Genomic DNA, 22,874 nt, shown 5'->3' with positions numbered 1-22,874 from the left:
GTTTTTTTTGGGTATAAAAAAACCCCGACTCTCACGAGTCAGGGCGTTTTTCATCTGTACGAAAGCGCTATTACTTGGCTTTCACACCTTCCAGCGAAATATCCAGGGTCAGCGTCTGGTCTGTACCTGGGGACTTGATGCCGAAGTCGTTCAGGTTGACAGACGTGGTCGCGTTGAAGCCTGCGCGTTCGCCACCCCATGGATCTTTGCCTTCGCCGTTGAACGTCGCTTTGAACGTTACTGGCTTAGTCACGCCGTGCAAGGTCAGGTCGCCCGTCACGTCAGCTGTTTTCTCGCCAGTCGGCACCACTTTGGTCGACTTGAAGGTGGCTTGCGGGTACTTGCTCACGTCCAGGAAATCTTTGCTGGCGATGTGCTTGTCACGTTCAGCGTGGTTCGAGAACAGGCTGGCAGTTTTCAGGGTGACGTCGATTTTGCTGTCAGCAGGCTTGGCAGCGTCCCACGAGAATGTGCCGCTCCAGTCCTTGAACGTACCGTGAATGAAGCTGAAGCCCAGGTGGCTGACTTTCCAGTCGATAAAGGCGTGTTGGCCTTCTTTGTCGATGGTGTAGTCAGCAGCCATGACCTGGCCGGCCGACAGCAGTGCAGTACCCAGTGCCAAAGCGGCGAGTGTTTTTTTCAACATGCGTTCTATTCCTTTTGAGTTGAGGTTGAATATCAGGCTTTACGCCCCAGCATACGAGTCAGGGTCGCATCACGATCAATAAAGTGGTGCTTGAGTGCGACTAGACCATGCAAACCGGCGAAAATCACCACGGTCCAGGCCAGGTACAAGTGCACGACACCTGCCACATCCGCCTGGTCGGGCAGACTGGAAACCAGTGCAGGCACTTCAAACAGCCCGAAAACCGGTATACCCACGCCTTCAGCGGTGGAAATAAGGTAGCCGGCAATCATTACCGCGAACAAACTTAGATACAAAAAACCGTGGCCGAGTGTGGCACCGATGCGGGTAGCACGGCTGTAACTGGCCAAAGCGGGCGGTGCCGGGCTGATCCAGCGCCACACCACACGTATGACCATCACCGCCAGTAGCGTGAGACCAATGCTTTTATGCAGGTCAGGTGCTTCCTTACGCCAAGGACTGTAGTAGTCGAGACCGACCATCCACAAGCCCAGCGCGAATAATCCAAATACCGCCAACGCAACAGACCAATGCAAGAAAACGCTGACAGCGCCATAGCGAGAAGAAGAGTTACGTAGCTGCATTGCCGACATCCTGTAGGAACTTGGGCCTAAGACTAATGGTTTACCTATCGAATGAAAGCGCATTTTTTCGCTGTAAGGTATCGATAAATACGATCTGTAACCTTACCCAAAGAGGTTAAGGGAATATTAAACCGGATGTAACCGAGGTGGAGCTGCCCATTCGGGAGGTGGCAGAGCAAAACAGTCAGACCCCACGCGCGTCAGCTCGCGATAAACAATCAGCAATGATGTGGCTTGTACGCCACACCTTGCCCGTGTACTCCCGCAGGCATGGGCTTGGGCTGGGCGTATCGTTTTATGTCCAAAAGCAAGTTACATACTAGCGCTTGATATGAACACGTATGACCGACAGATTTTGCCTCGAAAACGCCAGCCGTTTTAATCGCTTTGGCTGAACTAAAAGGTCTTTTTATGTCGGTGGTTCTAAAACGTAATAACCCGCCTGTTGGGGTAAAAAGCCGACCGTCGAGCAGCGCGCTGGCGATGACTGAACGCCTGCTGGAATTTGATGAGTATGTGCAGGGTTTAACGTCGTCCGGCGCGTGGGTGGATAAACGATCAGCCCCCTCGATAACGCCGCCCCCTCGTTTTGCGCAACGCCACTTCAACTTTCTGGACGCCGTGGCGGATACGCAGGATTTCGCACTTTCAGCACCTGATTTGTTGAAAGAAGTGGCGCGTTTTTTTAATGGAGCTATCCGCCCACACTCTAAATATGCCCTGTTCAATATCATTGCAGAGCCGGATGTTGACGCCACGGCGGCGGCGAATTTAGCCACGGCTTACAACATCAACTGTTTGATGGAAGGGTTCGCAGGCGAGAGCTTGTTGGTCGAGCAACAGGTGGCGCGCACCGTGGGTAAATGGGTGGGCTGGGACAGTGCAATGGGGATCGCATGCAGCGGTGGAAAAATCACCCTCATGTACGCTATCCGCGCGGCCCTGAGTCGAATAACGCCGCACTCTCTGATTAACGGCCTGCCAGGCGACACGGTCATTTTGTGCAGTGAAGGCGGGCATTACTGCGTAGAACATATTGCCAGCCAATTAGGTTTGGGCTCCGCCAACTGCTGGCGTGTATCGACTAATGCACAGGGACAAATGTGTCCACAGGCCTTGTTACAAGCGATGAACAAAGCGCATGAGCAGGGTAAAAAAGTAGCGGCGGTCATTTGTTGCGGCGGTACAACGATCAATTTCAACTGTGATGACCCGCGTGAGGTCAAGGCAGTGGTGGACCATTTTGTTGCCATGCAAGGCTTGAGCTACCGACCGTATCTGCACCTGGACAGCGTCATTGGCTGGGTTTACTTCACTTTATTGAAGGGAGGCCTGGAGCGGCTGGCGGCAGTGTGCGCTATTGGCGCGCCAGCGATGCATCGTCTCAAGACCCTCTGTGAGCGTTTTGCAGGTATTGGACACTTTGATTCCTTCGGTGTTGATTTTCATAAGACCGGTATGTGCCCCTATAACAACAGTTACTTCATCAGCCAAGACCGTCGTTTTATGGATGAGTTGGGCGATGGTCACTATAAGTTCAGTGACAAGGACTTCGACAAAGGACAGTTTCGAGCGTATCGCTATACGTTTGAAAACTCCCGCTCTGCGGGTGCGATTCTTGCCAGTTGGGTGGTATTAAAAAAGTATGGTCGGTTAGGTGTGTCGGGGTATGCATTACAGCTGCAACACGCGCGCGATGCGCTGACTGAGGCCATTAAAAGGCAGGGGCTGTTTACTCAGGTCAATGACCTGACGTTGGGGCATGAAGTTGTTTTTTTGATTCCTTTCGCGCCTGACTTACTGCGCGACAGTGACAGCCATGAGTCTGTGGCCAAACAGTTCATGCAGCATTGCTGGGACATCACCAATGCCGGTGAGATGTTCCCGTTGTTCAGCATCGTGCCTCACTACAGAATCAATAATGATCCGGCTCGCATCACGACCGCCTTTCTGCTGACGCCTTGCAACACCGAGATGACCTCCGACGATTGGGACTGGGTGTTGGCGCAAATTGCACAGCAAAAAGAGGTGTTCGAAACAGCGTATCGCCAACGCCTGGAGGGTGAGTCGATGTGTGATTTTGAAAAGCCCATCAGATGACTCGCTTCCAACGCCCTCCCGCCGAGGGCTTTGTCCTGCTCAAAACCATGACTCAGCAGTATCGACAGCGTCAGTTAAGCAGTGGCGGGGCTTTACCTGAATTGATAGACCTGTCTGTGGGTAACCCCGATGTGCTGCCTGCCGGGTATTGGCAAGAGCGCTTGATTCATCACATAAAAGACCCGCAACTGCATGGTTACGCTGAGTTCAGGCCTGATATCAATCAAGCATTGCGTCAACAAGTGATTGCTTACTATCAGCGCCGGTTTGAAGGTGCAAGCGCTGTACCGCTGGAAGCCGGGCATCACGTACTGGATCTGCTGGGCAGCAAAGAGGGCATCTTTTACGCCCTGTTCGCCTTCTTGAAACCCGGTGACACCGTATTGCTGCCTGCGCCTTCATACAGCGTTTATCACGCCTGTGCAGAGCAGATCGGTGCGCGTGTGGCGTACTTTCCGTGCGACGAACACGGCCAGCCGGATGTCTGTCTGATTACGCCGCAGCAACTGACGCGTGCACGGTTAGTGGTGCTGTGTTCGCCCAATAATCCGACCGGAACAATACTCACGCAACAGACTCTGCAACGCACCGTGGCATTTGCCCGGCAGCACTCGCTTCTCGTGATCTTGGACAGGGCCTATGCGGAATTGCAGGTTGCCCCGGATGAGGGCATGTTGCGTGGCGCCGGTTTACACCTGGAGGGTGCCATGGCCTGCATGATTGAACTTCACAGCATGAGCAAGTCATGCGGGCTGGCGGGTTGGCGTATGGGGTTCGCACTGGGGGCGCCGTCAATGATTGAGGCGATGAAGCGTCTTAAATTCAATAGCGACTTTGGGATGTTTTTGCCTTTTCAGCGCGTGGCTACCGAAATACTGACTCAGCTCGAATCTGTGTCAGGCCCTATCCGCGAACGTTATGTACACCGGATAACCCTTGCCGTTGAAGCGTTTAACGCCTTGGGCTGGAAGGTTGAAGCCCCAGAGGGCGGGTTCTTTTTGTGGGCTCAGTTGCCTGGGCATGTGGTGCCCGCGTGTGATGTGGCGTTTACTCAATCACTTCTCGACGAAACAGGGCTGCTCGTCACGCCGGGGAGTGCCTTCGGCCCTGCTGGCAAAGGCTATGTGCGCATTGCCTTGGTGCACAACGATGGCGTGCTGGCCTGTGTGTTTGAGCGTTTACGTATCTGGTTTCTCAATACGCGATAGCGCAGCCAGGGTTTGCCTTCGAGTGGTTGAGGCGCACAGCGGGTGCGCAATGGCTTGTGACACGCTCGCGCATTGCATAGGCTTGCGCGATTGTTTGCCCGCACACGCCGGGAGCCAGCGCCAGGAGAGTGGAAATGGGCCTGAATAATCAGTGGATGCAGCGCGACTTAGCCGTTTTGTGGCACCCCTGCACCCAAATGAAAGATCACGAGCAATTGCCGCTTATCCCGATCAAGCGCGGTGAAGGCGTGTGGTTGGAAGACTTCGAGGGCAAGCGTTATCTGGATGCCGTGAGTTCCTGGTGGGTCAACGTGTTTGGCCATGCCAACCCGCGCATCAACCAGCGCATCAAAGATCAGGTCGATCAACTGGAGCACGTGATTCTGGCGGGCTTCAGTCATCAACCGGTGATTGAGTTGTCCGAGCGCCTGGTCAAGATGACCCCCGAGGGTCTGACCCGCTGCTTTTACGCCGACAACGGTTCGTCGTGCATCGAAGTTGCACTGAAGATGAGCTTTCACTATTGGCTCAACCGCGGCCAGCCAAACAAAAAGCGTTTCGTCACGCTGACCAATAGCTATCACGGCGAGACGATGGCAGCGATGTCGGTGGGCGATGTGCCTTTGTTCACCGAAACCTACAAGGCGCTGCTGCTCGACACCATCAAGGTGCCCAGCCCCGATTGCTACTTGCGCCCTCAAGGCATGGGCTGGGAAGAGCATTCGCGCAACATGTTCATGGCGATGGAACAGACCCTGGCCGAACACCACGACACGGTGGCCGCGGTGATTGTCGAGCCACTGATACAAGGCGCGGGCGGCATGCGCATGTATCACCCGGTGTACCTCAAGCTGCTGCGCGAAGCCTGCGACCGGTATGGCGTACACCTGATCCATGACGAAATCGCCGTGGGCTTCGGCCGCACCGGCACCATGTTCGCCTGTGAGCAGGCCGGTATCACCCCGGACTTCCTGTGCCTGTCCAAAGCGTTGACCGGCGGTTATTTGCCGCTGGCCGCGTGTGTGACCACTGATGAGGTGTACAGCGCGTTCTACGACGACTACCCGACCTTGCGCGCCTTCCTCCATTCCCACAGCTACACCGGCAACCCGCTGGCGTGTGCGGCGGCGCTGGCGACGCTGGACATCTTCGAACAAGACAACGTGATTGAGAACAACCAGGCCCTCGCGCAGCGCATGGCCAGCTCGACCGCGCATCTGGTGGATCACCCGCATGTGTCAGAAGTGCGCCAGACCGGGATGGTGCTGGCCATTGAAATGGTGCAGGACAAAGCCACTAAAACGGCGTATCCGTGGCAAGAGCGCCGTGGGCTTAAGGTTTTTCAGCATGCCCTGGAGCGCGGCGCGCTGTTGCGTCCCTTGGGCAGCGTGGTGTATTTCTTGCCGCCCTACGTGATCACGCCAGAACAGATCGATTTTTTGGCTGAGGTGGCCACTGAAGGCATCGACATTGCGACCCGCAGCGACATCCGCGTGGCGGTCCCGTCGAACTTTCACCCGGATTTTCGTGATCCGGGCTAACACCTATTTTGCGTAGGGGCGAGTTCGCCCCTACAAAGCGCATTTTTTCCAGAGTATTGACATGAGATTGTCCCGTTTCTTCATTGATGCGCCCTTGAGCCTCGGTGAGCATGAGTTGCCTGAAGCACAGGCGCATTACATTGGCCGCGTACTGCGCATGGCTGAAGGTGACGCCTTGCAAGTGTTCGATGGCTCGGGCCACGAATTTTTGGGGCGTTTGCTGGAGGTCGGCAAAAAGCGCGTGCGCGTGCTGTTGGACGAAACCTTCGCCGGGCAGATCGAGTCCCCGCTGTTCATCCACCTCGGCCAGGGTTTGTCCCGCGGTGAACGTATGGACTGGGCGATTCAGAAGGCCACCGAGCTTGGGGTCAATGAAATCACGCCGATCATGAGCGAACGTTGCGAAGTGCGGCTCAAGGACGAACGTGCCGACAAGCGCCTGGCGCATTGGCGACAAGTGGCGATCAGCGCTTGCGAGCAATGTGGCCGTTCGCGAGTGCCGGTGATTCATCCGCCGGTAGTGCTCAACGACTGGATCAAAACCACCGAGGCGGATCTCAAGCTGGTGCTGCATCCGGTGGCCGAGCCATTGGTCAGTCACGCCAAACCTTCACGGCTGGCGTTCCTGATCGGCCCTGAGGGCGGTTTGACCGACCCCGAAATCGAGCAGGCCCAAGCCGCCGGTTATCAACCGGCACGTCTCGGGCCTCGGGTGCTGCGCACAGAAACCGCCCCCGTCGTCGCGCTGGCCGTGGCGCAACAGCTGTGGGGCGATTTCTAAGCGCGGGGGGCTTACATCGACACGAAAAAGAAGCTGACAATCAGCCCCATGCCGATGAACCACACCAGTGAACGCAACAGAGCCCAGTCGGCCAGGTAGCAAATGATGTAAAGCAGGCGGCTGGTGATAAACAGCACTGCCAGCACATCAAGGGTGACGGGCTGGGCGTTGCCAACGATGTCGGCAATGATCACCGCTGCGGCAAACGCCGGTGTCACTTCGAAGCTGTTGAGTTGCGCGCTGTGGGCGCGTTTGGCAAAACCGTCGAGGGTGTCCAGAAACGCCCGAGGATCATGGTTTTGCCGAGGCCCGAATCGACCGCCACTGAACTTGGCAACCGCGGTACACACGTACGGCAAACACAAGGCAATCAGCACACACCAGAAGGCAACCGTCATTGGAACTTCCTTTTTTTAGGGGATGACGGCTGTTTATACGTCAAACAGCCCTCTGGGCGGGTACTGTTTGTGCGGTCAAACGAACAAACGCGCGCCTGACACCGGCTGTGGTCGATCCACCACGGCTTCAAGCAGCGGGCTGAAGTGCGCGTGGCCCTGACACAGCTTGGCGTACCACTGGTTCAAGGTTGGCACGTCCACCGCCCCTTCCTGCACCTCCACCCACAGCACCAGGTCCCCTGCACTGTCGGCCGCCAGATGCACCGGTGCCAAGGCACAAAACGGGCCATTGGCTTGCAGCAGTTGTAACTGCACCCCTAAAAGCATCGGGCTGGGGACGCTGCCCAGGCGCATCGCCATCAGCCAGCCGCCCTGGATCTTTTCCAGCACCAACTCCGGGTCATCGGCCACTTGCAGGCGGCAGGTCTCGGCGTCGTGAGCGGGCAGGCTGATGCCCCATTGGTCTAACCATTTCTCTAGGATCATGTGTGCTTACCCCGCCATCCGCCAGGCCTTGGCCATGTCAATCGTGGTGGAACTGATGGGCTTGCTCCACGGTTTATTGCGCGCGCCATAGTTCTCAATAATGTCGTCAAGCGCCTGGTTCACCTGCGCAGGCGTCGTGGCACGGGCCAGACTGTGTTCGGCGCGACGCAACAGGGCGACGTTGGCGTCAGGCTGACCGGCACGGTACAGCGACGGGAAGATGACTTCCTTGCGGATGTTGTCGGCCACCACGGCGACGGTGCGCAGTTGCATCTCGGCGACCGCTGCTTTGAGCACCGGCGACTCAATGGCCTGACCACGCACAGCACTGAGCAATTGCTGGTGATCGGCGTTATCGGCGTGATTGAGTTCCTTGGCCAGCCACTCCTTGCGTTCGGGCGTGGAGGCCAATGCGTCCAGTTGGGTGAACGCGCCGCGCATGACGTCGTTGAGCTTCAGACCGGCCGGGGTCTCGTTTTGCGCCACAATCGCCACGGTCAATTGGCTGAACGCATCGCGTGCCTGCTGGCGGAACTGCAACACTTCACCGGCGCTGGCCGGGTCTTGTGCACTCAAGCTGGTGAGCATCTCGTCATCCAGTGCCATCAGCGCCTCTTCCATCGAGGCAAAGGTGTATTGCTCACGAGACTGGCTGCGGTTTTCAAGGTGGCCGCTGACGGCCTGATCGAGGCGTTCTTGCAGATGGTTCTTGATGTCGTCCGGCATGCTGAAATTCAGCGTGCCGCCAAACGTGGTACTGAAATCGCCCTTCTCGGTTTTCAGCGGCACGGTCACGGTTTGGTCGTCATGTCCGCTCAGCGCTTCGTTTTGCAGGATCACCCGCGCGGCCACAGGCGCGCCCACCAACCAGTCAGTGAAGGCGCCGCCGATACGGCCGCCACGGTCAGGCGCCACGCCTTCTTCCTCCTCGAACTTGAGGATCAGATTGTCCGACTGACGCAGCGGGCTGGTGTTGAACGACTTGTCGACCATCTGCGGCACGGGCACGTTGAGCATCACGCCGCCGTCCTTGAATTGAGTGTGTTCGCCTTCGGCCTGAAACGGCTGTGCCTGTTCATCCACCGGTTTGAACACGACCGGGAACGAACCCGAAATATGCGCCGCCCGGGCAATGCTCATGTCCGGCGTGAGGCTGGCGTTAAACATCACCATCTGCGGGCGACCTTCGAACATCGCGGTGCCGGTGATGTTCAGCTCCTTGATCTGCGGGATGTGCCTGCTCAGCAGCGCCAGATCCCCGAACGTGACAACCCCGCCTTGTTCCAGCTTGCGGGCGATGGCGGCAATCGCGGGTTGATTGGCCAACTGCGGGTGAGCGTTGATCTGCCCCAGCACGGCTTTGGACGATTCGTCGCGCAGCACTTTTTCCAGCGGCATGGCTTCGGACTGAACCCGCGGCAACACGTTGAGAATCAACTGCGTGAAGCTGCCGATTTTGGGCAAATACTTTTGCGCCAGATTGCCGATCTCGGTGCAAATGCGCTGGAACAACTTGTGTTTTTTGTGGGTGCTATCGAGCAAGCCGATCAGGTCCATGCCATCGGACAGGGTTTTGAATTCGGACGCGCCCATGCCCGATGCCAGCAGTGCAGCAGTGATGCCGCCAGCGGAAGACCCCGACATGCTGCGGATACCGTCCAGTGCGCCGTTGTCTTCCAGAGCCTTGATCGCCCCAGGGTAAGCGGCACCTTTGGCACCACCACCGCTCAACACCAGGCTGGTCAAAGGCGGGCGGCTGAGTTCCAGTTGCGCCACGCCGTTGTCGAAACGGCGCAAGGTCAGTTGGCGCTGGCCCGCCTGCTCGGCCACGGTGTGTGCGGCCCCTTGTGGCTGTGGCGTCACCAGCTTGATACGGCCCACGTCGGGCAGTTGATCTTTGATCACAATCGCCGAGGCGCTTTTCAGCGCGCTGCTCAGGCTTTGGCCGATCGGGTCTGTGGATAACTTGGCTTTCGGGGTTTGCGCGGCAGGCGGCGGGGTATCGGCGATAGCCGGATTGAGACCGGCGGGCGGGGTGGACTGAATTTTCATATGCGCTCCTTGGAGAACCTGAGGTCCTTGATGGCGCAAAGCTTAAGGGAATCGTTTCAACGGCTTTTTTAGTATCAGGCGCATTTTTGTCACTTTGCGAGAATCGCGATAACCCAGCGATACCTGTTGCCACTGTCGAGTATTACGAGGCTGGGCCCGGGCGTGAAGCGGTCGTACACGCGATGAGTACGGTGTGCCTGACCCCCCGGGTTGATTGATCGCAGCCTCGTACCTCGACAGCGACTACACGGTCAACTTAAAGCGGCTTTTTCAGGGCCAGGCCCAGGGCTGCCAATTGACCGTCGACACTGGCATCAATGATGCCGATTTCAGTTTCCAGAATGCAGCCGCCCTGGTCCAGGCGTGCATCGGCCACCACTTCGACGTACCCCACTTCGGGGAAGTCCTTGAGCACTTGCGACACTTGCTCGCGCATGGCCACGACTTGCTCAGGCTGAACGTGCAGGATTACGTGCTTTTGATTGCTCACCAGCGACAACGCTTCGCGGGTCACGCTCAGCGCCAGTTCAGTGTTGTCGTATTGCTTGAGGATTTTACGCACGGCTTGCAGCACCACCTCGCTCATCTGCTGCTCAACCTGGCGGTAATACTGGTTGCATTGCACCAGGGTTTCCTGGATCAACGTGGCTTGCTGGATGCGCGCTTGTTCGACGCCCGCCTGCCAGCCGAGTGCCTTCTGCTGTTGGTAGACATCATGCGCGCCTTGCTCGATGGCTTGCGCGCGCTCGCGTGCCAGCTCCACCAGTTGGTTGGCTGTCAGGTAGCCCTGATAGTCCGCGCTGCGCAGCAGCACTTGATCGGGGGCGAGCAGCACCTGATCACTTTTTATTTCAATAAATGGCAACATTCGGGACTCACCTGTCGGGCAACTTTGAGGCATAGCGCCCGTGCCAATGCGGGGTTTTCAGCCGGTAATGCGGCTGAGCGAGAAGGTGGGCCGGGTGGCAGGCGCAGGCGCAAGCGGCGGGCAAATCCGCCGTCCGCTTCACCGGCGGCGCTCAACCAAAACTCCAGGCCGCTGGTTTGCAGGTACACGCTCAAATCGCCGTCGGGCAAGGCGCTTTGCCACCCCGCAGGCCACAGGCCGATGATCATGTCCACCTGTTGCAGGCAGTAGCGATGCCCGGCGTCGCCCAGCGCGGCCTGCACGCGTTGCGATTCACGCGCCGTCAGTGCATGACGCAATGCATGCCCATGCAGCAAGCCCCCCAGGCACCGCAGGGTGTGTTGCAACGCAGCGTGGCCAAACAACGCCAGCCCGCCGAGCTGGGGGGCGAGTGGGTAGTCAATGGTCAACGCCAGCTCATCGAGCAGCCAGGCATTGATCGCACTGCGTTGACGCCAGTCGGGCAGGGCGTCGCACACGGCGAGCAAGGCGTGCGGCAGGTGCGCGTCGTCGATGTAGCGCGCCGGGCAAAACCTGAGCTGGTAAGGAGTCAAACTGCGGATCATGCCTTGGTCCGGTGCCACATAAACTGCGCGGCATTGCTCACCAGCAGCAACGTGATGAGCACGCCAAACAAACCGATCAAACGCCCGCGTGAATCCTCTGTGACCTGAATCGAGAAGAAGGTTTCATAGTGCGGCGCCAAGGGCACCTGACGCACATCGGCCGAGGGCACCAGCACCACGCTGATGCGGTCGTAATTCAAACCCTCAATGCCGTTGTTGACCAGTTGTTTGATCTGCGGGATGTAGGCGTCGAGCTGGATATCCGCCGCATGTTTGATAAACACCGAGGCTGATGCGGGGGAGGATTTTTTGCCCAGCCCGTCGCGTTCTTCAGGCAGTACCACATGCACCCGCGCCACCAGCACGCCGTCGATTTCAGACAGGGTGCGAGAAATTTCCTGAGCCTTGGCGTAGTTCAGCCGTGCCCGCTCTTCAACCGGCGAAGAGATCAATCCGTCCTTGGGGAACACATCTTTGAGCGTTGAAAAGCTCTCGCGCGGGTAACCTTTGCGCTTAAGTGCGTCCACCGCTTGGGCGATGTCCGACTCCTCCACCAACAACTTGATTTTGCCTTCCTTGTCCGGCTGTTTATCGGCCGAAATACCTTCGGAACGCAGCAGGGCGAGCATCTCGTTACCTTCCTTCTGGCTGACTCCGGCGTACAGTTCGATCTTGCACCCGGCAAGTGCCAACAAGGCTGCCAGCAACAGGGTACGGTGCAGGTATTTCACCCTCGGTTTAACGCCACGCATCATTGGGTCTTCATCAAGGTTTCGACGTTTTGGCTCATGCGGCCGACGGTCTTGGCGATCAGCTCTTCCTGCATGCTGATGCGCATCAGCGACCACTGCATTTGCATCAGGCTGTTGGGGTCGTCACCGGGGGTCGACAACTGCACTTTCAGCTCGTTTTTGGCTTGGGTGAAGTTCTCTTTGATCTGCCCGATTTCGCTCAAGAAGCTACCGCCCAAACTGCTGGAACCGTTGCCCATTGCGTGATCGAAATCGGCCACGTGCTGTGCGCTGGCACCGCTCGGTTTGAGTTCTTCAAGGCTGGTGACCACCGATTGACTGATCTGGCTGATGTCCATTACGACTCCAGGTCGGGTTTGTGGGTATGGCGCATCAGGTGGTCGATCATCCCGGCCAGGGGGATCAGGTGCCTGAGTTCGGTGTTGATCACGCGGCTCGCGCCGGTGGTGTCCGGCAAGGGTTTTATCTCGCCCAGCACGCGCAGCAGCGCGTCTTGCTGCTGCTTGGCAAAAGGCGCGTCTTGCTTGATCAGGTGTTTGAGCGCCAGGCGTGCCTGTTCATCATTACCCGCGTTGGCTTGCAAGGTTTGGAGCACCTGCAAGGTGACGGCGCTCACCGGTTTGGTGGCCTCGACAGGCGTTTGCATCGCCTGTTCAAAGGCGTGGGTGTCGGCCGGTCTGGCGGGTGCGGTGGGGTTCAGCGAGCCTGGCACCCGCTCACGGTTGAACGCCAGCGGGTCCACCGGGTTCATGGCCCCTCCGGGTGGCGCATGCCTTCGGCAAACTGCACCAGTCGCGGGTCGTCGCTCTGCGCCAACTGTGCCAAACGCCGGTCCAGCGCAGCCCCCATCCCCAGCCGCCACTCGCACAAGGCCAGCCAGGGTGACAGCGACGGCCACTCTTTGCCTTGTGCTGCAATCAGCGCCTGTTGATAGTCGCCGCGATTCATCAGGCTGGAGAGACGAATCAGGCACGCGGCTTCGTCCTGGTGTTCAACCTGCTCCAGCCAGTCGGCGATTTGTTCGGCGTAGGCGTGACAATGATGCCCCGTGCCAGCCAGCGCCACTTCGGCCAAAAGCCCTTTCAATGAACTGTCCATGCTCAGATCTTCTGCAAAATGCTCTGCATGAGATCTCTCATGGAGCGGGTCACCGTGGAGTTGATGTTGTAGATCACCGACCATTTGTTGAGCTTGTGTTGCAGGTCTGCCAGCACCGCCGGGTTGTCCCCGTTATTGGTATTGAGGGCGGTAATCGCGGCCGTTACATCGGTGTTGGCGGTATTGGCCTGGGCCTTGAGCTGTTCGGCGACCTGATCGAGGGTGTTGGTGGTGCTGTTGGTGAAAATAGCGGCCATCACAAAGCTCCTTTAAGGGTGTTGAGGATGCTGAGGGCAGCATCAATTGCTTGCGCCTCCTGTTGCCATTGTTGGTATTGCGTCGGGTTGGCGCCTTGCTGCAAGCGCCGTTTGCAGTCGTTCTGTGCCTGCTCCAGCCGGTTGCACAGCTGCGTGTGATAACCCGCGCCTTCGCGGCTCAGGCGTTGCTCCAATGCGGTCATCATGGTGTTTGTCCTTTGAGGTGGATGATGAATTGCTGTTTGCCGCGACTGACCACAATTGCCTCGTCTGTGATCGACAGCACGCGCACGCCGTTAGCGGTTGAGGCGTTGACCGGGTATTTCTGGCTGTCGTTGAGGACGACATAGGGCACCTTGCCCAGCGACACGCCGCGTACCACGAACGCGAGTTCTTCGACGTTGCCCCGGCGTGAACGGTTGACCAGCTCCAGGGTTGGGCGGGTGCCAAACTCACGGCTGAACTCGCGCTGCAAGTGGGTGAACTCGCCCAGTTGACGTTCGTCGAGCTGGCCGCGCAGTTCGATGCGCTCGCCTTGATCGGTGTAACTCAGGGCCGAGGTCAACTGCGCGTCACTGAGCAATTGTTCGAGTCGCTTGATGTGGGAGCCGGCCAGGCGCACGCGATTGTCCACGCCCAGCAAACCGGGCACGTCGGCCATCAGCAGCGCCTCGATGTTGAGCCAGTGCTCGTCTTGCTGCGCCAGTTCACCTTCGAGCATGATCCAGCCGGCGTTGGGCGAGGGTGTGCTGCGTACCCGCAAGTAACCAAACTTTTGCAGGATGAAGTCCACGCCCTGGCGCACTTCTTCCATGCTGCGCACGTCCAGTCGATAATTCAGGCCGGTTTTTTCCAGGTATTGGGTCAGCAGCAAACGGCTGCGGTTATCGTCCAGATAACCGCTCAATACCACAGTGCCATCGGCTTGCGTGGTGTCGATCTGTAGGTGTTGGTAGGGTTTGTCAGCCAGGAACATCTGTACGCCCAGCAGCCGGTCTTCATTGGCCATGCCGCTCTTGACGCTGGACCACGGATCGCTCAGCAAACCAATCAAAAGCAGCAGCAACAGCACACTGAAACCGGCCATCAAACGCCCGCCCCAATGCGCGCTGCGGCGCACGGTACGCCGCTCTTGCGCACGGCTGGCGATCGGTTGCAGCGGGGCAAAGGTGCGCTCTTGAGCGCAGTAAGCCCAGCTCAAAGGCCCGCATTGTTGCGCGGCCAACGCTTGCAGCACGGTGCCGGGCTGCACGGGTTCGCCGTCCTGGGTCGGTTCGTGTGTGGCCTCCCATTCCAGTAGGCGTATGCCTTGAGGGTCGACCTCAAGCACCAGATGCCGAGCTGCGATACCGTCATCCACCAGCACCAGATCGGCGTTCAGCGGGTCTGAACCGATCACCAGCCGACCGGTGCTCAGCGGGACGTCGACCCCCTGATTCAGGCCGCTGTAGAAGCGGATCTTCCAGCTCATGTCAGGGCTGCTTCAGCGGGCGAACGCAGTGCGCCACCGAGTCATCACAGGCGCCTTCAATCACACGCCAGCCACGGCTTTCGCCGTCCATGCGGCAGGCCGACAAGTGCGAGCTTTTAGCCGCCTGTTGCAGTTTTTGTTGCAGCAACCGGGCGCTGCTGAGTGCCTGACATTGGGTCGCGCCAAGGGCGCTGGCCAGGTCCAGGCTCTGATTGGACAGTTGGTCGACATTAAGCAAGTCATCGAGATAGCCCCGCTGGCTGCCCAGCGCGGCGTAATGCGCCAGCCCATCGTCAATCAGGCGCGGTTCGATCAAAAACAAACGCACCGAGCGTCGAACCGAGTTGGACTTGAAACGAAACAGCGCACCCACATAAGGGATGTCACCGAGCAGCGGCACTTTGCGCACACCTTCGCTCAGTTCGTCGCGGTGGATACCGCCAATCAACAGGCTTTGGCCGTGCCCGACGCGGGCCACGGTGTCGACCACGGTGCGGTTGATGGTCGGGATGCCCTCGGGGCCGGAGCTGTTGGGTTTTTGGCTGCCGTCTTCGATGTGCAGGCTCAAGCTGATTTCAGGTTTGTCGCCAAGCTGAATCACCCGCGGGGTCATTTTCAGCATGGTGCCGTAGGTGATGGACTTCAGTTCCGCGACCCGTTCACCGGTCACTTTCACGTAATAGGTTTCGCTGTGATCAATCACCGCCAAGGTGTTTTCCTGGGTTAGCAGAGTCGGTCTCGACCCCACCTGCGCGCGGCCCTGGCTTTCGAGCAAGGTGACGCGAGCCATCAAAAAGTCCAGGCCACGGCTGTCGACCAGGCTGGCGCCGGGGGCTTGCTGCCCTTGGGCGCCAGAGCCGCTGGTGCGAATATCAATCAGTTTTTTTGGCCCCAGACCGATGCCCACATGCCAGTCCACGCCCAGTTCGGCGAGGTTTTCGGCGTTGATGTCCACAATTGACAGCGCCACTTCGATGCGCGCCGAAGGCCGGTCGAGTGCCTCGATCAAGCGTTTGTACATCGGCATGCGTTCAGCGCTGTCACGCACCACAATCGCGTTGAGCGAAGGCTCTGCCTGAATCACCGCGCGCCCGGAGCGGGCAGGCGGGCGGGCGCCGCTGGTTTGACCGTCAACCGACACCACATTGGCATCGCCCAGCACTTTGGCCAGGATCGTGGCGACACCCGGTGCTTGAATATCGTCTTCGCGGTATTTGATTTGACGGTCTTCGGCCGAGGCGTATTTGAGCGGGAAAATTTCCACCGACAAGTCGCCCGTCTTTTCGCTGCGCAGGGTGGATTGCTGTTCAAGGGCCTGTGCGGTTTGTTCGATCACATCCAGATAACGCGCCGGGCCAGAGACATACACCAGCCGCCCGTCGCCGCCTGAACGCCAACCAAAACTCGGCTCCCATACGCCTGCGGCCTGCAAAGCCTGTTGCAGGTCAGACTCGGTGACTTGTTCGAGCTTGATCAGTCGCGACTGCATCTCGGTGCTTTTGAACACGTACAGCACGGCACCGTCGTAGTACCAGATCAGGTTGTACAGCGAGGTCATTTGTTGCAGGAAGTCTTGCGGCGTGGGCAGGTCGAAACGGCCGCTGACCTGATCGTTGACCTTGTCACTGACAATGACCGGGCTGTCGTAGTTGGCGCCAAAGTTGATCAACACATCGCGCAGGTTTTCACCCTGGGCGACGTAGTGGTAAGGCAACGGTGCCCAGTCCAGCTCTTGCGCGGCGGCCGGGAGCGCCGCGCCCATCAGCAGCCATGCCGCAGCGCGCAGCCAGTTCAGGGACGCCATAAGGTTTGGGTCCATTGAGGGGCCAGTGCAGCCTGCTGCAAATCGGGTGTGATCGACTCCACAATGCCTACTTGCGCGGCCACCACCCGTTCAAGTTCATCCAGCTCAAGGGCAGCCAATTCAAGGCGGGCTTCAAGCAGCAAATGGCCCTTGTCATCCAGCACCAGCGCCTGGGGGTAGCGGCGGCTCCAGCGTGTGACGTGTTCCAGCAGCGAACGCAGCACGTCACGCTGGTTGGCGGCGTCGGCGCGGGCCTGCCAATTCAGAGGGCTGTGAACGATCAGATCGCCACCCTGGCGCGCAAGAAACAGGCTGTGGCCATCAATACGCAGGTGATACACCCCCGTTCGATCGGCAACAAAAGGCCCTTGGCCGGTACGTGCGGCCAATCCAGTCAATAAACGTTCCATGAGTCCTCAGTGCAGCGGGCGGTCAGGAGCCTTGCCAGTAAAAGTGATCCTGGGCCTGACACAGGCTGCGTTCGTGCAGCCAGTGCTGAACGGCGTCGGCAGCGCTCGCGTCTTCGTCCAGTTTGATCAGCGGCTCCCACAAGGAGATAAGCGCCAGTGGCACCGGTGAAAAACCATCCAGCTTGCCATCGGCCAACAGTACCGCCACGCCTTGATGCCAGTTGGGCCACGCGTGTCGGGCCTGCTCGGAGATAACGCCCAGTTTGCGCGCCAGCTCGGCCATTGCGATTTCAGTGTCGACCTGACGGCGTGCCACTTCTGCCAGTTCATGTGCGACCAATTGCGGATCGGCATCGTTGGCCTGGCGCCAGAACTGCGCCTTGATGCGCAACTGCCGGGCCTGCGTTTCGAACTCGATCAACGACGCTCGCCAGCTCGGGATCGCCTCGTCAAACAGGCTTTCCCACCAGCTGTAGACCGGCAACAGTACCCAGTCAATCAAGGTTTGCGGGCTGGCCAGATTGATTCGGTCGCCCAACCATTCACACCAGTTAGCCCCTTGCTCGCGGGCCTTGCTCAGCACCAATTGCACGTCACCGCGCTCCAGCGCCATGCCGCGTGCCAGACGCTGTTGCAACCAATTGGACTGAAACAGCTGCTCCAGTTGCTCGCGGGGTAACAGGCGCTGCATGAGCATCAGCTGCCGGGCGCTGATGATGTCGCCGTCGCGGTACACCTTGCCCGAAATACAACCGGCGACATTTCCCCGCGCGCGCGCCTCCTGGCTCACGACAGAGACGCGCCGGCCGGCGAACATCCCTTGGCGGGGACTTTGATTTGGGTCTTCCTGGCTCATTCTCTGCCTTGACTGTTTTGTTACGTGACACGCACATCAGGGTCTTGCGTTGCGTGGCAATCTTACTGATGAGGGGCGCGAGTGACTTGCAATAAACGTCCGTTTTTTTTAGTCCGGGGCTATTCTTTGCCCTGCCGCGAACGGCTGGGTGTGCAGGCAAACCGGCGGCGGTAACTCTGGGTGAAATACGACTGGCTGGAAAAACCGCTTTCCATCGCGATGTCGACAATGCTCATTTCGCTGTTGAGCAGCAGATGATGCGCATACAAAATCCGCCGTTCGCTGATCCAGGCCCTGGGTGATACGCCGTAGACCGAGCCGAACAACTCTTTGAACGTGGTCAGGCCCATCCCAAACTCGCGTGCGAACTCACTCAAACGCCACTCTTGCAGGTAATGGGTTTCCATAAACGCTTGCAGGCGCTCCACATGGCGATTGCCCTGCTGGCGCAACACCGCCATCAACGCCGGTCCTTGCGGGCTGAATGCCAGCAACATAAGCAACTCTTCCGTGCGCAACACCGCCAGCGCGGGCGGGTGCTCATGCACCAGCAAGCCTTTGAGCCCTTTTATGCAGTCGGCCAGCAACGGTGTGCTGGCAAATGCAATCATCCCGCTCCCCGGTTCTTCACAGCGCTCCACTTCGCTGAGCAACGCGCCAAAGCGCTGTACAAAACTTTGCAAACGCGTGACCGATAAAGGGATCCAAAGTACGCGCGTTTCTTGCCCGCCCGTACTTACCACGTAATTACCACGTCGGGCAAAGATCAATTCACCCGGCGCCAAACTAAGCGTTGTATTGACATCTTGAACCGTCAGGCTGCCTTCAATGAGTACAACAATTCCTTCTTCGGTGTTGGACATGAACTCGAAGGCGGGTATACACCATCGGCACTGCGTTATTCGTTGGCCACGTAAACTGGCACCTTGCATAGGTAGTGATCCTGAACGTGTGCGGCGTATCGACGCGTCATTACTGACAGACGTATGAGCACACTCTATCTCCATGCACATGCGTAAATTCGCATATTGCTGATTCTAGAAAGCAAGCCAGGTCATGAATAAGAGTAATTATTCAAATTTAGAATAATTACTCTTATTCAATGAACCGCTCAATATGAGTCGAACTGTTCGGTGTTTCGGCTGCAATCCGAAATCGTTTAATTATTTATAACCAGACGTGCAACACGGTATTACTGCGGGCGGTTAATACGGCAATTGGGGTAACACGTTAAAGGGCTCAGTTGCAGGTGCACCGCTTGGCCCGGTACCACCTGTTGCCACCCGCGTGCTTGAACCGAACCTGCCTGTGACCACGCCAGTTCACTTTTAATCAGCCACTGACGATCCTTCGTCGCAGGCACTTTGAACTGCACACCCAGCGGTAAGGCTGACACCCGATAGTCGGACGTCGCGACCTTGCGAGGTTGCCCTTGACTGACTTCATACACGCGAACACGCACATAGGCCGCCTGGGTCAAGACCAGGCGGCTGCTCACTGTCCCTGTGAGGTCAAGCGTGTGTTCGGGGGCGGCGGGTTGGCTGACACAGCCCAGCAGCGCACTGGCGACCAATGCGCAGGTCGCCGCGCGCCTCATGGCCGCCGAACCCGGCGTTCATACAAAGGCGTGATATCGCCGTCCAGCAATCGCTGCAAGTGCTGTTCGCTCTTGGGGCTGGTGGGCAACTCAGTGCCCAGCCAGTCCAGCAGTTCGGCCAGCGTGACGGGTGCAGCTGAGGGGTTGGCCCCCGCGTTCAGCGTACGCCCGTGGAATGTCCCCGCCTCTGTCGGGGCTTCACTCACGGATAAAGGTGAAACCCCCGCGCTTTCGATCTTCATGACAGGTTCACACCCTCATGCCCGCAGGCTTGGCGGCCTGCGGTGTGACACACGCTTGTTCAGGCAATAACTGCTGCCAGAACTCGGCATGGTCCAGCAAATTGGCCAGCGTTTTCTCGAAGTTTTCCAGCGTCAATTCTGCGGCCGGCAACTGGGCATACAGCTGCACCTGGCCGGTGGTTTCATCAAAACCGAAATGCAGATCGAAGCGATACCAGCGACGGTTGAAGCTCGCCAACTGGCGAAAAATACCTTCACCCAATGCCTCCAGACCGGCCACATTGGCTTCCATGACCAGCCGGTGACGGCCACCCAAAAGCACCAGCGTCACGTGTAACTGCTCATCAAACAGCAACGTCGCGACCCCGTCAGCGTCGAGCGACAAGGTGGGCAACCCACTGCGATTGGCAAATTCGGCCAGCAGCCGATTAACCCTGATCGTTAAATCCATGCTTGTCTCCTCGGACTAGGCGAATGCTAGCACCAGGTCACAACCTGATTTTGTCACTGGTAGACTTATCTTTTAAGAAAAAAGCCACATCTCTGTGGCTCTTTTCTTACTTATGACGCTGAATCAAACAACTGCAGCAGCGGCTCTCCACGCGGCCACGTAGTTTTGTGAGAGTTCATGAAGTGTCTGGATCAGCTCTTTCATGGAATTAGAGTTATAACTCAGTTGTTCATCAACTATCTGTTTGCGGCTTTGTGCAATTGACGCATCCACTTCATCTTCTTTGGCGTTGGCCTGAACTTCACCTTGGCGCACTTGCACCGAAGTATTGGCCATTTGCCCCAGTGATTGGTTAACACCATTGATGGCCTGGAAAGTGGTATTGCGCGTGTCTATCTTCTTTCCTGTCCTATTAAGTAGGCTGCTATCAAATTCTTGCGCTTGTGCCCACGGTGCCGCGACAGTTTTGCGCTCTGCGTCAGTGGTTTTACCCAACGATTGCATCTTGGCGTCGATTAATTCATTGCGTCCGGCAATGGACTTTTCCAGTTGGCCTTCCTGCTTGATGGCTTTGCCATTTTTGCTGGCGCCCACCGCGCCAATAATCGCCGTACCCACCGCCATGATCCCGGAGATGACCGCCATCGCAATCATCAGGTTGGCGCCCGAGCGCATTTCAGCCACCTGGGATTTTTGCGCGTCGATAATCGCGGTGTTTTCGCTGTCACGTTGCAGCACGCCCATCTCGCGGGCTTTTTGTGCGATGCGAAACAACAGCACCATCAGCTCAACCGTGGTGTCCAGCTCACTGGTGACTTTGCCCAGGCTGACGGGGTTGAAGTTTTGCGTCGGTTTCACCAGTTCGATGCTACCGGCCGGGCTGGTGGCAGGTGCCGCCAAAGCGGCTGCGCCGTGGGCTGTTTCACGGCTGACCGGTGCCTGGCTTTTTTCAACAGCAGCGGCTGCGCCGACTTCGCCCAGCGCCCGAGGGCTGACACTCATATCAATCATCATGTTGTGGCTCCTCAAATCGCCGCAGGACGGCTGGACAGGTTATGCAGCAGGTCGCCTTTGGCATTGATCATCTGGAAGATCTGTTCCATGACGTGGGTAAATGCCTCGACCATCCGGCTCAGTTCTTCCCTGAGTGTGTCCATGACGGTCTGGAACGCGGTCAACTCGGCACGGTTTTCCAGCACGTCGGCCTGGCGCAGTGCGGCATGGGCCTGATAACCGTTATTCACCGCCTGGGACGCGCCATTGGCAACGTCCAGCGTCACGTCGGCCACTTGCACACCCAGCTTGGCGCCATGGGACATGGACATGCTGGCCGCGGTGCCGAACTTGCTGCCCAGGTCTGCAACTTTGCTGGCCAGGCTGGCGGTCAGGTCAGCCACTTTGGTGCCCATCTTCGCCCCGAGCTTGGCAATGCCCGCGGCTGCAGAGCCGCCGAAGCTGACGACTGCGGCGAGCAAGGCGACAGCGATTTCAATGCCCATCAATGCCGGGCCGAGCTTTTCCATCACCTCTTTACTGATCAAGCCCGCAGCCGCAGCTGCCTGTACGGACTGGGACACGATGCCCATCACGCCGCCGGCGATCATCAAGGCACCGGCGACTGCGCCCGCGCCGGTGGCGACCATGATTGCGCCCACGATGATCGAGGCCACAGCACTGATCCAACCGAAAATTTTGGCTGCAAGACCCGACTTCTGGGCCTCCTTGGCAGCGTCTTGCGACTCTTGAATCTTCTTCTGGTTTTCATCCATCTTTTGCAGGTTTTGCTCGCGCGCCCGCTTGATGTCTTCCAGCTTGTTGGCTTTTTGCGCGCTTTCCAGCTCGCCCGTAATGCGCGCCAATTCAATCTCGAACGCTTGCGGTGAACTCAAGCGCGCCAAGGCCAGGCGCGGGACTTCAGTGATCAGCTGTTGCGTGATGCCGGTGCTCTGAATCACCGAGCTGACCAATTGGTTGATGTTGGCCAGGGTCTGAGGTTTCAAACTGTGGGCAACGCCGGGCGCCGGGGCAGGTAACTGCACCCCTTGTGACGCCACGGCAGATGACGCGTTAGCCTGAACCCGACTGACGGTGACATCCTGCTCACGCGCTGTACGTTTGGGCGCAACCGGTTCGGCAGATGACACTGCCGCCGGATTGAGCCCAACGCGATCAATCGCTGTTGGAATCATGTTGTTGATCCTTTCTGATGAGTACGGCTTCCAATAAAGCGCCTGCACGCTCGGCTAACGCCGCGTGTTCAGGGTGCGCTGTGGCCAAGGCCCGGGCCGAATAGAAGCCACTTTCGGCACCGTCGAGATCACCCAATTGCAGGTGACATTCAGCAGCGTGAAACGGGAAGCGCGGCTCGTTGACATCAATCACCGCGCCGTAGCTGTAGCTCTGTACCGCTTGCTCAAATTGCCCCATGGACTGGCGGCAAGCGCCCAACCCCAGGAAGAAGCGCACGTCATAATGGTCAAGCATGCACAGCGCCTGAAACACCTTGTGCGCGGTCTCCCATTTGCCCGCTTGATAATCATTGAAGGCCAGTGAATACAGCTGTTCCAGGCTGTCGGCAGACACATCGCGCAGCATGGCGAGCGTGCCGCCGTCGCGCAAAAACGCTTCCATTTCCTGCTCGCAGGCGTCTTGAGTGGGTTGGGTCAT

The 22,874-nt window shown here is 58.2% G+C and carries 28 protein-coding genes; 4 read left to right on the top strand and 24 right to left on the bottom strand.

Annotated elements, in window-relative coordinates; genetic code table 11:
- Nucleotides 1–70 precede the first annotated feature (70 nt).
- Together ACP7A4_RS06580 and ACP7A4_RS06575 are read right to left on the bottom strand one after the other, a co-directional pair.
- Entirely contained in the window at nt 71–646 is a 576-nt protein-coding gene (locus ACP7A4_RS06580) for a YceI family protein (protein ID WP_059765523.1), read from the bottom strand.
- 32 nt (nt 647–678) lie between these two features.
- On the bottom strand, nt 679–1,230 hold the full coding sequence (locus ACP7A4_RS06575; RefSeq protein ID WP_059765520.1) for a cytochrome b: 552 nt from the start codon (nt 1,228–1,230) through the stop codon (nt 679–681).
- 411 nt (nt 1,231–1,641) lie between these two features.
- Between ACP7A4_RS06575 and ACP7A4_RS06570 the strand changes: the two genes are divergently transcribed.
- The 4 genes from ACP7A4_RS06570 to ACP7A4_RS06555 all read left to right on the top strand — a co-directional run bounded on the left by ACP7A4_RS06570 (nt 1,642) and on the right by ACP7A4_RS06555 (nt 6,860).
- On the top strand, nt 1,642–3,330 hold the full coding sequence (locus ACP7A4_RS06570) for a pyridoxal-dependent decarboxylase (protein ID WP_426246082.1): 1,689 nt from the start codon (nt 1,642–1,644) through the stop codon (nt 3,328–3,330).
- Nucleotides 3,327–4,538 carry a pyridoxal phosphate-dependent aminotransferase gene (locus ACP7A4_RS06565; protein ID WP_426246080.1) on the top strand — a complete coding sequence of 404 codons (1,212 nt, stop codon included), beginning with the start codon at nt 3,327–3,329 and terminating at the stop codon, nt 4,536–4,538. Before ACP7A4_RS06570 ends, ACP7A4_RS06565 begins: the two co-directional genes overlap by 4 nt.
- Before the next feature lie 134 nt (nt 4,539–4,672).
- Nucleotides 4,673–6,079 (top strand): adenosylmethionine--8-amino-7-oxononanoate transaminase, encoded by a 1,407-nt coding sequence (locus tag ACP7A4_RS06560; RefSeq protein WP_059765512.1) that lies wholly within the window; start codon nt 4,673–4,675, stop codon nt 6,077–6,079.
- Nucleotides 6,080–6,140: 61 nt separating this feature from the next.
- The gene (locus tag ACP7A4_RS06555) at nt 6,141–6,860 is read left to right on the top strand and encodes a 16S rRNA (uracil(1498)-N(3))-methyltransferase (RefSeq protein WP_048402237.1); all 720 of its coding nucleotides are present in this window, start codon (nt 6,141–6,143) and stop codon (nt 6,858–6,860) included.
- An 11-nt stretch (nt 6,861–6,871) separates the two neighbouring features.
- On the opposite strand, the gene ACP7A4_RS06550 is transcribed toward ACP7A4_RS06555, so the two are convergent.
- The 22 genes from ACP7A4_RS06550 to ACP7A4_RS06445 all read right to left on the bottom strand — a co-directional run bounded on the left by ACP7A4_RS06550 (nt 6,872) and on the right by ACP7A4_RS06445 (nt 22,874).
- Entirely contained in the window at nt 6,872–7,258 is a 387-nt protein-coding gene (locus ACP7A4_RS06550; protein WP_059765509.1) for an MAPEG family protein, read from the bottom strand.
- Nucleotides 7,259–7,333: 75 nt separating this feature from the next.
- A complete protein-coding gene (locus ACP7A4_RS06545) occupies nt 7,334–7,744 on the bottom strand; it encodes a CesT family type III secretion system chaperone (RefSeq protein ID WP_238938224.1) in 411 nt (136 codons plus the stop codon).
- Between the two features lie 6 nt (nt 7,745–7,750).
- Complete coding sequence (locus ACP7A4_RS06540; RefSeq protein ID WP_082706844.1) at nt 7,751–9,796, bottom strand: patatin-like phospholipase family protein; 2,046 nt, start codon at nt 9,794–9,796, stop codon at nt 7,751–7,753.
- Nucleotides 9,797–10,052: 256 nt separating this feature from the next.
- Nucleotides 10,053–10,664 (bottom strand): HrpE/YscL family type III secretion apparatus protein, encoded by a 612-nt coding sequence (locus tag ACP7A4_RS06535; protein WP_059765506.1) that lies wholly within the window; start codon nt 10,662–10,664, stop codon nt 10,053–10,055.
- The gene (locus ACP7A4_RS06530) at nt 10,643–11,269 is read right to left on the bottom strand and encodes a SctK family type III secretion system sorting platform protein (protein ID WP_426246076.1); all 627 of its coding nucleotides are present in this window, start codon (nt 11,267–11,269) and stop codon (nt 10,643–10,645) included. Before ACP7A4_RS06530 ends, ACP7A4_RS06535 begins: the two co-directional genes overlap by 22 nt.
- A complete protein-coding gene (gene sctJ, locus ACP7A4_RS06525) occupies nt 11,266–12,021 on the bottom strand; it encodes a type III secretion system inner membrane ring lipoprotein SctJ (RefSeq protein ID WP_120752336.1) in 756 nt (251 codons plus the stop codon). Before sctJ ends, ACP7A4_RS06530 begins: the two co-directional genes overlap by 4 nt.
- Nucleotides 12,021–12,359, bottom strand: coding sequence for a type III secretion system inner rod subunit SctI (sctI, locus tag ACP7A4_RS06520; RefSeq protein WP_426246074.1), 339 nt, complete (start codon nt 12,357–12,359; stop codon nt 12,021–12,023). Before sctI ends, sctJ begins: the two co-directional genes overlap by 1 nt.
- On the bottom strand, nt 12,359–12,772 hold the full coding sequence (locus ACP7A4_RS06515) for a YopR/YscH family type III secretion effector (RefSeq protein ID WP_203301987.1): 414 nt from the start codon (nt 12,770–12,772) through the stop codon (nt 12,359–12,361). The genes sctI and ACP7A4_RS06515 overlap by 1 nt, the downstream gene beginning before the upstream one ends.
- Nucleotides 12,769–13,119, bottom strand: a complete 351-nt coding sequence (locus ACP7A4_RS06510) for a YscG family type III secretion system chaperone (protein WP_059765494.1) — start codon at nt 13,117–13,119, stop codon at nt 12,769–12,771. Before ACP7A4_RS06510 ends, ACP7A4_RS06515 begins: the two co-directional genes overlap by 4 nt.
- 2 nt (nt 13,120–13,121) lie before the next feature.
- Complete coding sequence (sctF, locus tag ACP7A4_RS06505) at nt 13,122–13,376, bottom strand: type III secretion system needle filament subunit SctF (RefSeq protein WP_203301986.1); 255 nt, start codon at nt 13,374–13,376, stop codon at nt 13,122–13,124.
- Entirely contained in the window at nt 13,376–13,582 is a 207-nt protein-coding gene (locus ACP7A4_RS06500) for an EscE/YscE/SsaE family type III secretion system needle protein co-chaperone (protein WP_238938223.1), read from the bottom strand. The genes sctF and ACP7A4_RS06500 overlap by 1 nt, the downstream gene beginning before the upstream one ends.
- Nucleotides 13,579–14,847: a type III secretion system inner membrane ring subunit SctD gene (sctD, locus tag ACP7A4_RS06495; RefSeq protein WP_256209824.1), complete on the bottom strand. Its 1,269-nt coding sequence runs from the start codon at nt 14,845–14,847 to the stop codon at nt 13,579–13,581. Before sctD ends, ACP7A4_RS06500 begins: the two co-directional genes overlap by 4 nt.
- A 1-nt stretch (nt 14,848) precedes the next feature.
- Nucleotides 14,849–16,651, bottom strand: a complete 1,803-nt coding sequence (sctC, locus tag ACP7A4_RS06490; RefSeq protein WP_082706843.1) for a type III secretion system outer membrane ring subunit SctC — start codon at nt 16,649–16,651, stop codon at nt 14,849–14,851.
- The gene (locus ACP7A4_RS06485) at nt 16,639–17,061 is read right to left on the bottom strand and encodes a YscB family type III secretion system chaperone (protein ID WP_059765487.1); all 423 of its coding nucleotides are present in this window, start codon (nt 17,059–17,061) and stop codon (nt 16,639–16,641) included. Before ACP7A4_RS06485 ends, sctC begins: the two co-directional genes overlap by 13 nt.
- Nucleotides 17,062–17,083: 22 nt before the next feature.
- Complete coding sequence (locus ACP7A4_RS06480; RefSeq protein ID WP_305728846.1) at nt 17,084–17,851, bottom strand: T3SS regulon anti-activator ExsD domain-containing protein; 768 nt, start codon at nt 17,849–17,851, stop codon at nt 17,084–17,086.
- Between the two features lie 185 nt (nt 17,852–18,036).
- Nucleotides 18,037–18,849, bottom strand: coding sequence for a helix-turn-helix transcriptional regulator (locus ACP7A4_RS06475; RefSeq protein WP_059765484.1), 813 nt, complete (start codon nt 18,847–18,849; stop codon nt 18,037–18,039).
- 260 nt (nt 18,850–19,109) lie between these two features.
- Nucleotides 19,110–19,514 carry a YscW family type III secretion system pilotin gene (locus ACP7A4_RS06470; RefSeq protein ID WP_203301985.1) on the bottom strand — a complete coding sequence of 135 codons (405 nt, stop codon included), beginning with the start codon at nt 19,512–19,514 and terminating at the stop codon, nt 19,110–19,112.
- Entirely contained in the window at nt 19,511–19,756 is a 246-nt protein-coding gene (locus ACP7A4_RS06465; RefSeq protein WP_048364092.1) for a T3SS regulon translocated regulator ExsE family protein, read from the bottom strand. Before ACP7A4_RS06465 ends, ACP7A4_RS06470 begins: the two co-directional genes overlap by 4 nt.
- A 7-nt stretch (nt 19,757–19,763) precedes the next feature.
- Nucleotides 19,764–20,207, bottom strand: a complete 444-nt coding sequence (locus tag ACP7A4_RS06460) for a type III secretion system chaperone (protein ID WP_059765481.1) — start codon at nt 20,205–20,207, stop codon at nt 19,764–19,766.
- A 123-nt stretch (nt 20,208–20,330) separates the two neighbouring features.
- Entirely contained in the window at nt 20,331–21,221 is an 891-nt protein-coding gene (locus ACP7A4_RS06455) for a YopD family type III secretion system translocon subunit (protein ID WP_203301983.1), read from the bottom strand.
- 11 nt (nt 21,222–21,232) lie between these two features.
- The gene (gene sctE, locus ACP7A4_RS06450) at nt 21,233–22,396 is read right to left on the bottom strand and encodes a type III secretion system translocon subunit SctE (RefSeq protein WP_059765476.1); all 1,164 of its coding nucleotides are present in this window, start codon (nt 22,394–22,396) and stop codon (nt 21,233–21,235) included.
- Nucleotides 22,377–22,874, bottom strand: coding sequence for a SycD/LcrH family type III secretion system chaperone (locus ACP7A4_RS06445; protein ID WP_048364095.1), 498 nt, complete (start codon nt 22,872–22,874; stop codon nt 22,377–22,379). The genes sctE and ACP7A4_RS06445 overlap by 20 nt, the downstream gene beginning before the upstream one ends.

It is taken from the genome of Pseudomonas sp. TWR3-1-1, from assembly GCF_049896545.1.
Lineage (GTDB): Bacteria > Pseudomonadota > Gammaproteobacteria > Pseudomonadales > Pseudomonadaceae > Aquipseudomonas > Aquipseudomonas weihenstephanensis.
The sequence above is the reverse complement of the archived record's forward strand: the minus strand, read 5'-3'. Positions and strand labels throughout refer to the sequence as shown.

Excerpts from the sequence above, each read along its gene's own strand:
- ACP7A4_RS06580 (WP_059765523.1), bottom strand. The coding sequence starts at position 646 with ATGTTGAAAAAAACACTCGCCGCTTTGGCACTGGGTACTGCACTGCTG.
- ACP7A4_RS06575 (WP_059765520.1), bottom strand. The coding sequence starts at position 1,230 with ATGCAGCTACGTAACTCTTCTTCTCGCTATGGCGCTGTCAGCGTTTTC.
- ACP7A4_RS06570 (WP_426246082.1), top strand. The coding sequence starts at position 1,642 with ATGTCGGTGGTTCTAAAACGTAATAACCCGCCTGTTGGGGTAAAAAGC.
- ACP7A4_RS06565 (WP_426246080.1), top strand. The coding sequence starts at position 3,327 with ATGACTCGCTTCCAACGCCCTCCCGCCGAGGGCTTTGTCCTGCTCAAA.
- ACP7A4_RS06560 (WP_059765512.1), top strand. The coding sequence starts at position 4,673 with ATGGGCCTGAATAATCAGTGGATGCAGCGCGACTTAGCCGTTTTGTGG.
- ACP7A4_RS06555 (WP_048402237.1), top strand. The coding sequence starts at position 6,141 with ATGAGATTGTCCCGTTTCTTCATTGATGCGCCCTTGAGCCTCGGTGAG.
- ACP7A4_RS06550 (WP_059765509.1), bottom strand. The coding sequence starts at position 7,258 with ATGACGGTTGCCTTCTGGTGTGTGCTGATTGCCTTGTGTTTGCCGTAC.
- ACP7A4_RS06545 (WP_238938224.1), bottom strand. The coding sequence starts at position 7,744 with ATGATCCTAGAGAAATGGTTAGACCAATGGGGCATCAGCCTGCCCGCT.
- ACP7A4_RS06540 (WP_082706844.1), bottom strand. The coding sequence starts at position 9,796 with ATGAAAATTCAGTCCACCCCGCCCGCCGGTCTCAATCCGGCTATCGCC.
- ACP7A4_RS06535 (WP_059765506.1), bottom strand. The coding sequence starts at position 10,664 with ATGTTGCCATTTATTGAAATAAAAAGTGATCAGGTGCTGCTCGCCCCC.
- ACP7A4_RS06530 (WP_426246076.1), bottom strand. The coding sequence starts at position 11,269 with ATGATCCGCAGTTTGACTCCTTACCAGCTCAGGTTTTGCCCGGCGCGC.
- sctJ (WP_120752336.1), bottom strand. The coding sequence starts at position 12,021 with ATGCGTGGCGTTAAACCGAGGGTGAAATACCTGCACCGTACCCTGTTG.
- sctI (WP_426246074.1), bottom strand. The coding sequence starts at position 12,359 with ATGGACATCAGCCAGATCAGTCAATCGGTGGTCACCAGCCTTGAAGAA.
- ACP7A4_RS06515 (WP_203301987.1), bottom strand. The coding sequence starts at position 12,772 with ATGAACCCGGTGGACCCGCTGGCGTTCAACCGTGAGCGGGTGCCAGGC.
- ACP7A4_RS06510 (WP_059765494.1), bottom strand. The coding sequence starts at position 13,119 with ATGGACAGTTCATTGAAAGGGCTTTTGGCCGAAGTGGCGCTGGCTGGC.
- sctF (WP_203301986.1), bottom strand. The coding sequence starts at position 13,376 with ATGGCCGCTATTTTCACCAACAGCACCACCAACACCCTCGATCAGGTC.
- ACP7A4_RS06500 (WP_238938223.1), bottom strand. The coding sequence starts at position 13,582 with ATGATGACCGCATTGGAGCAACGCCTGAGCCGCGAAGGCGCGGGTTAT.
- sctD (WP_256209824.1), bottom strand. The coding sequence starts at position 14,847 with ATGAGCTGGAAGATCCGCTTCTACAGCGGCCTGAATCAGGGGGTCGAC.
- sctC (WP_082706843.1), bottom strand. The coding sequence starts at position 16,651 with ATGGCGTCCCTGAACTGGCTGCGCGCTGCGGCATGGCTGCTGATGGGC.
- ACP7A4_RS06485 (WP_059765487.1), bottom strand. The coding sequence starts at position 17,061 with ATGGAACGTTTATTGACTGGATTGGCCGCACGTACCGGCCAAGGGCCT.
- ACP7A4_RS06475 (WP_059765484.1), bottom strand. The coding sequence starts at position 18,849 with ATGCAAGGTGCCAGTTTACGTGGCCAACGAATAACGCAGTGCCGATGG.
- ACP7A4_RS06470 (WP_203301985.1), bottom strand. The coding sequence starts at position 19,514 with ATGAGGCGCGCGGCGACCTGCGCATTGGTCGCCAGTGCGCTGCTGGGC.
- ACP7A4_RS06465 (WP_048364092.1), bottom strand. The coding sequence starts at position 19,756 with ATGAAGATCGAAAGCGCGGGGGTTTCACCTTTATCCGTGAGTGAAGCC.
- ACP7A4_RS06460 (WP_059765481.1), bottom strand. The coding sequence starts at position 20,207 with ATGGATTTAACGATCAGGGTTAATCGGCTGCTGGCCGAATTTGCCAAT.
- ACP7A4_RS06455 (WP_203301983.1), bottom strand. The coding sequence starts at position 21,221 with ATGATGATTGATATGAGTGTCAGCCCTCGGGCGCTGGGCGAAGTCGGC.
- sctE (WP_059765476.1), bottom strand. The coding sequence starts at position 22,396 with ATGATTCCAACAGCGATTGATCGCGTTGGGCTCAATCCGGCGGCAGTG.
- ACP7A4_RS06445 (WP_048364095.1), bottom strand. The coding sequence starts at position 22,874 with ATGACCCAACCCACTCAAGACGCCTGCGAGCAGGAAATGGAAGCGTTT.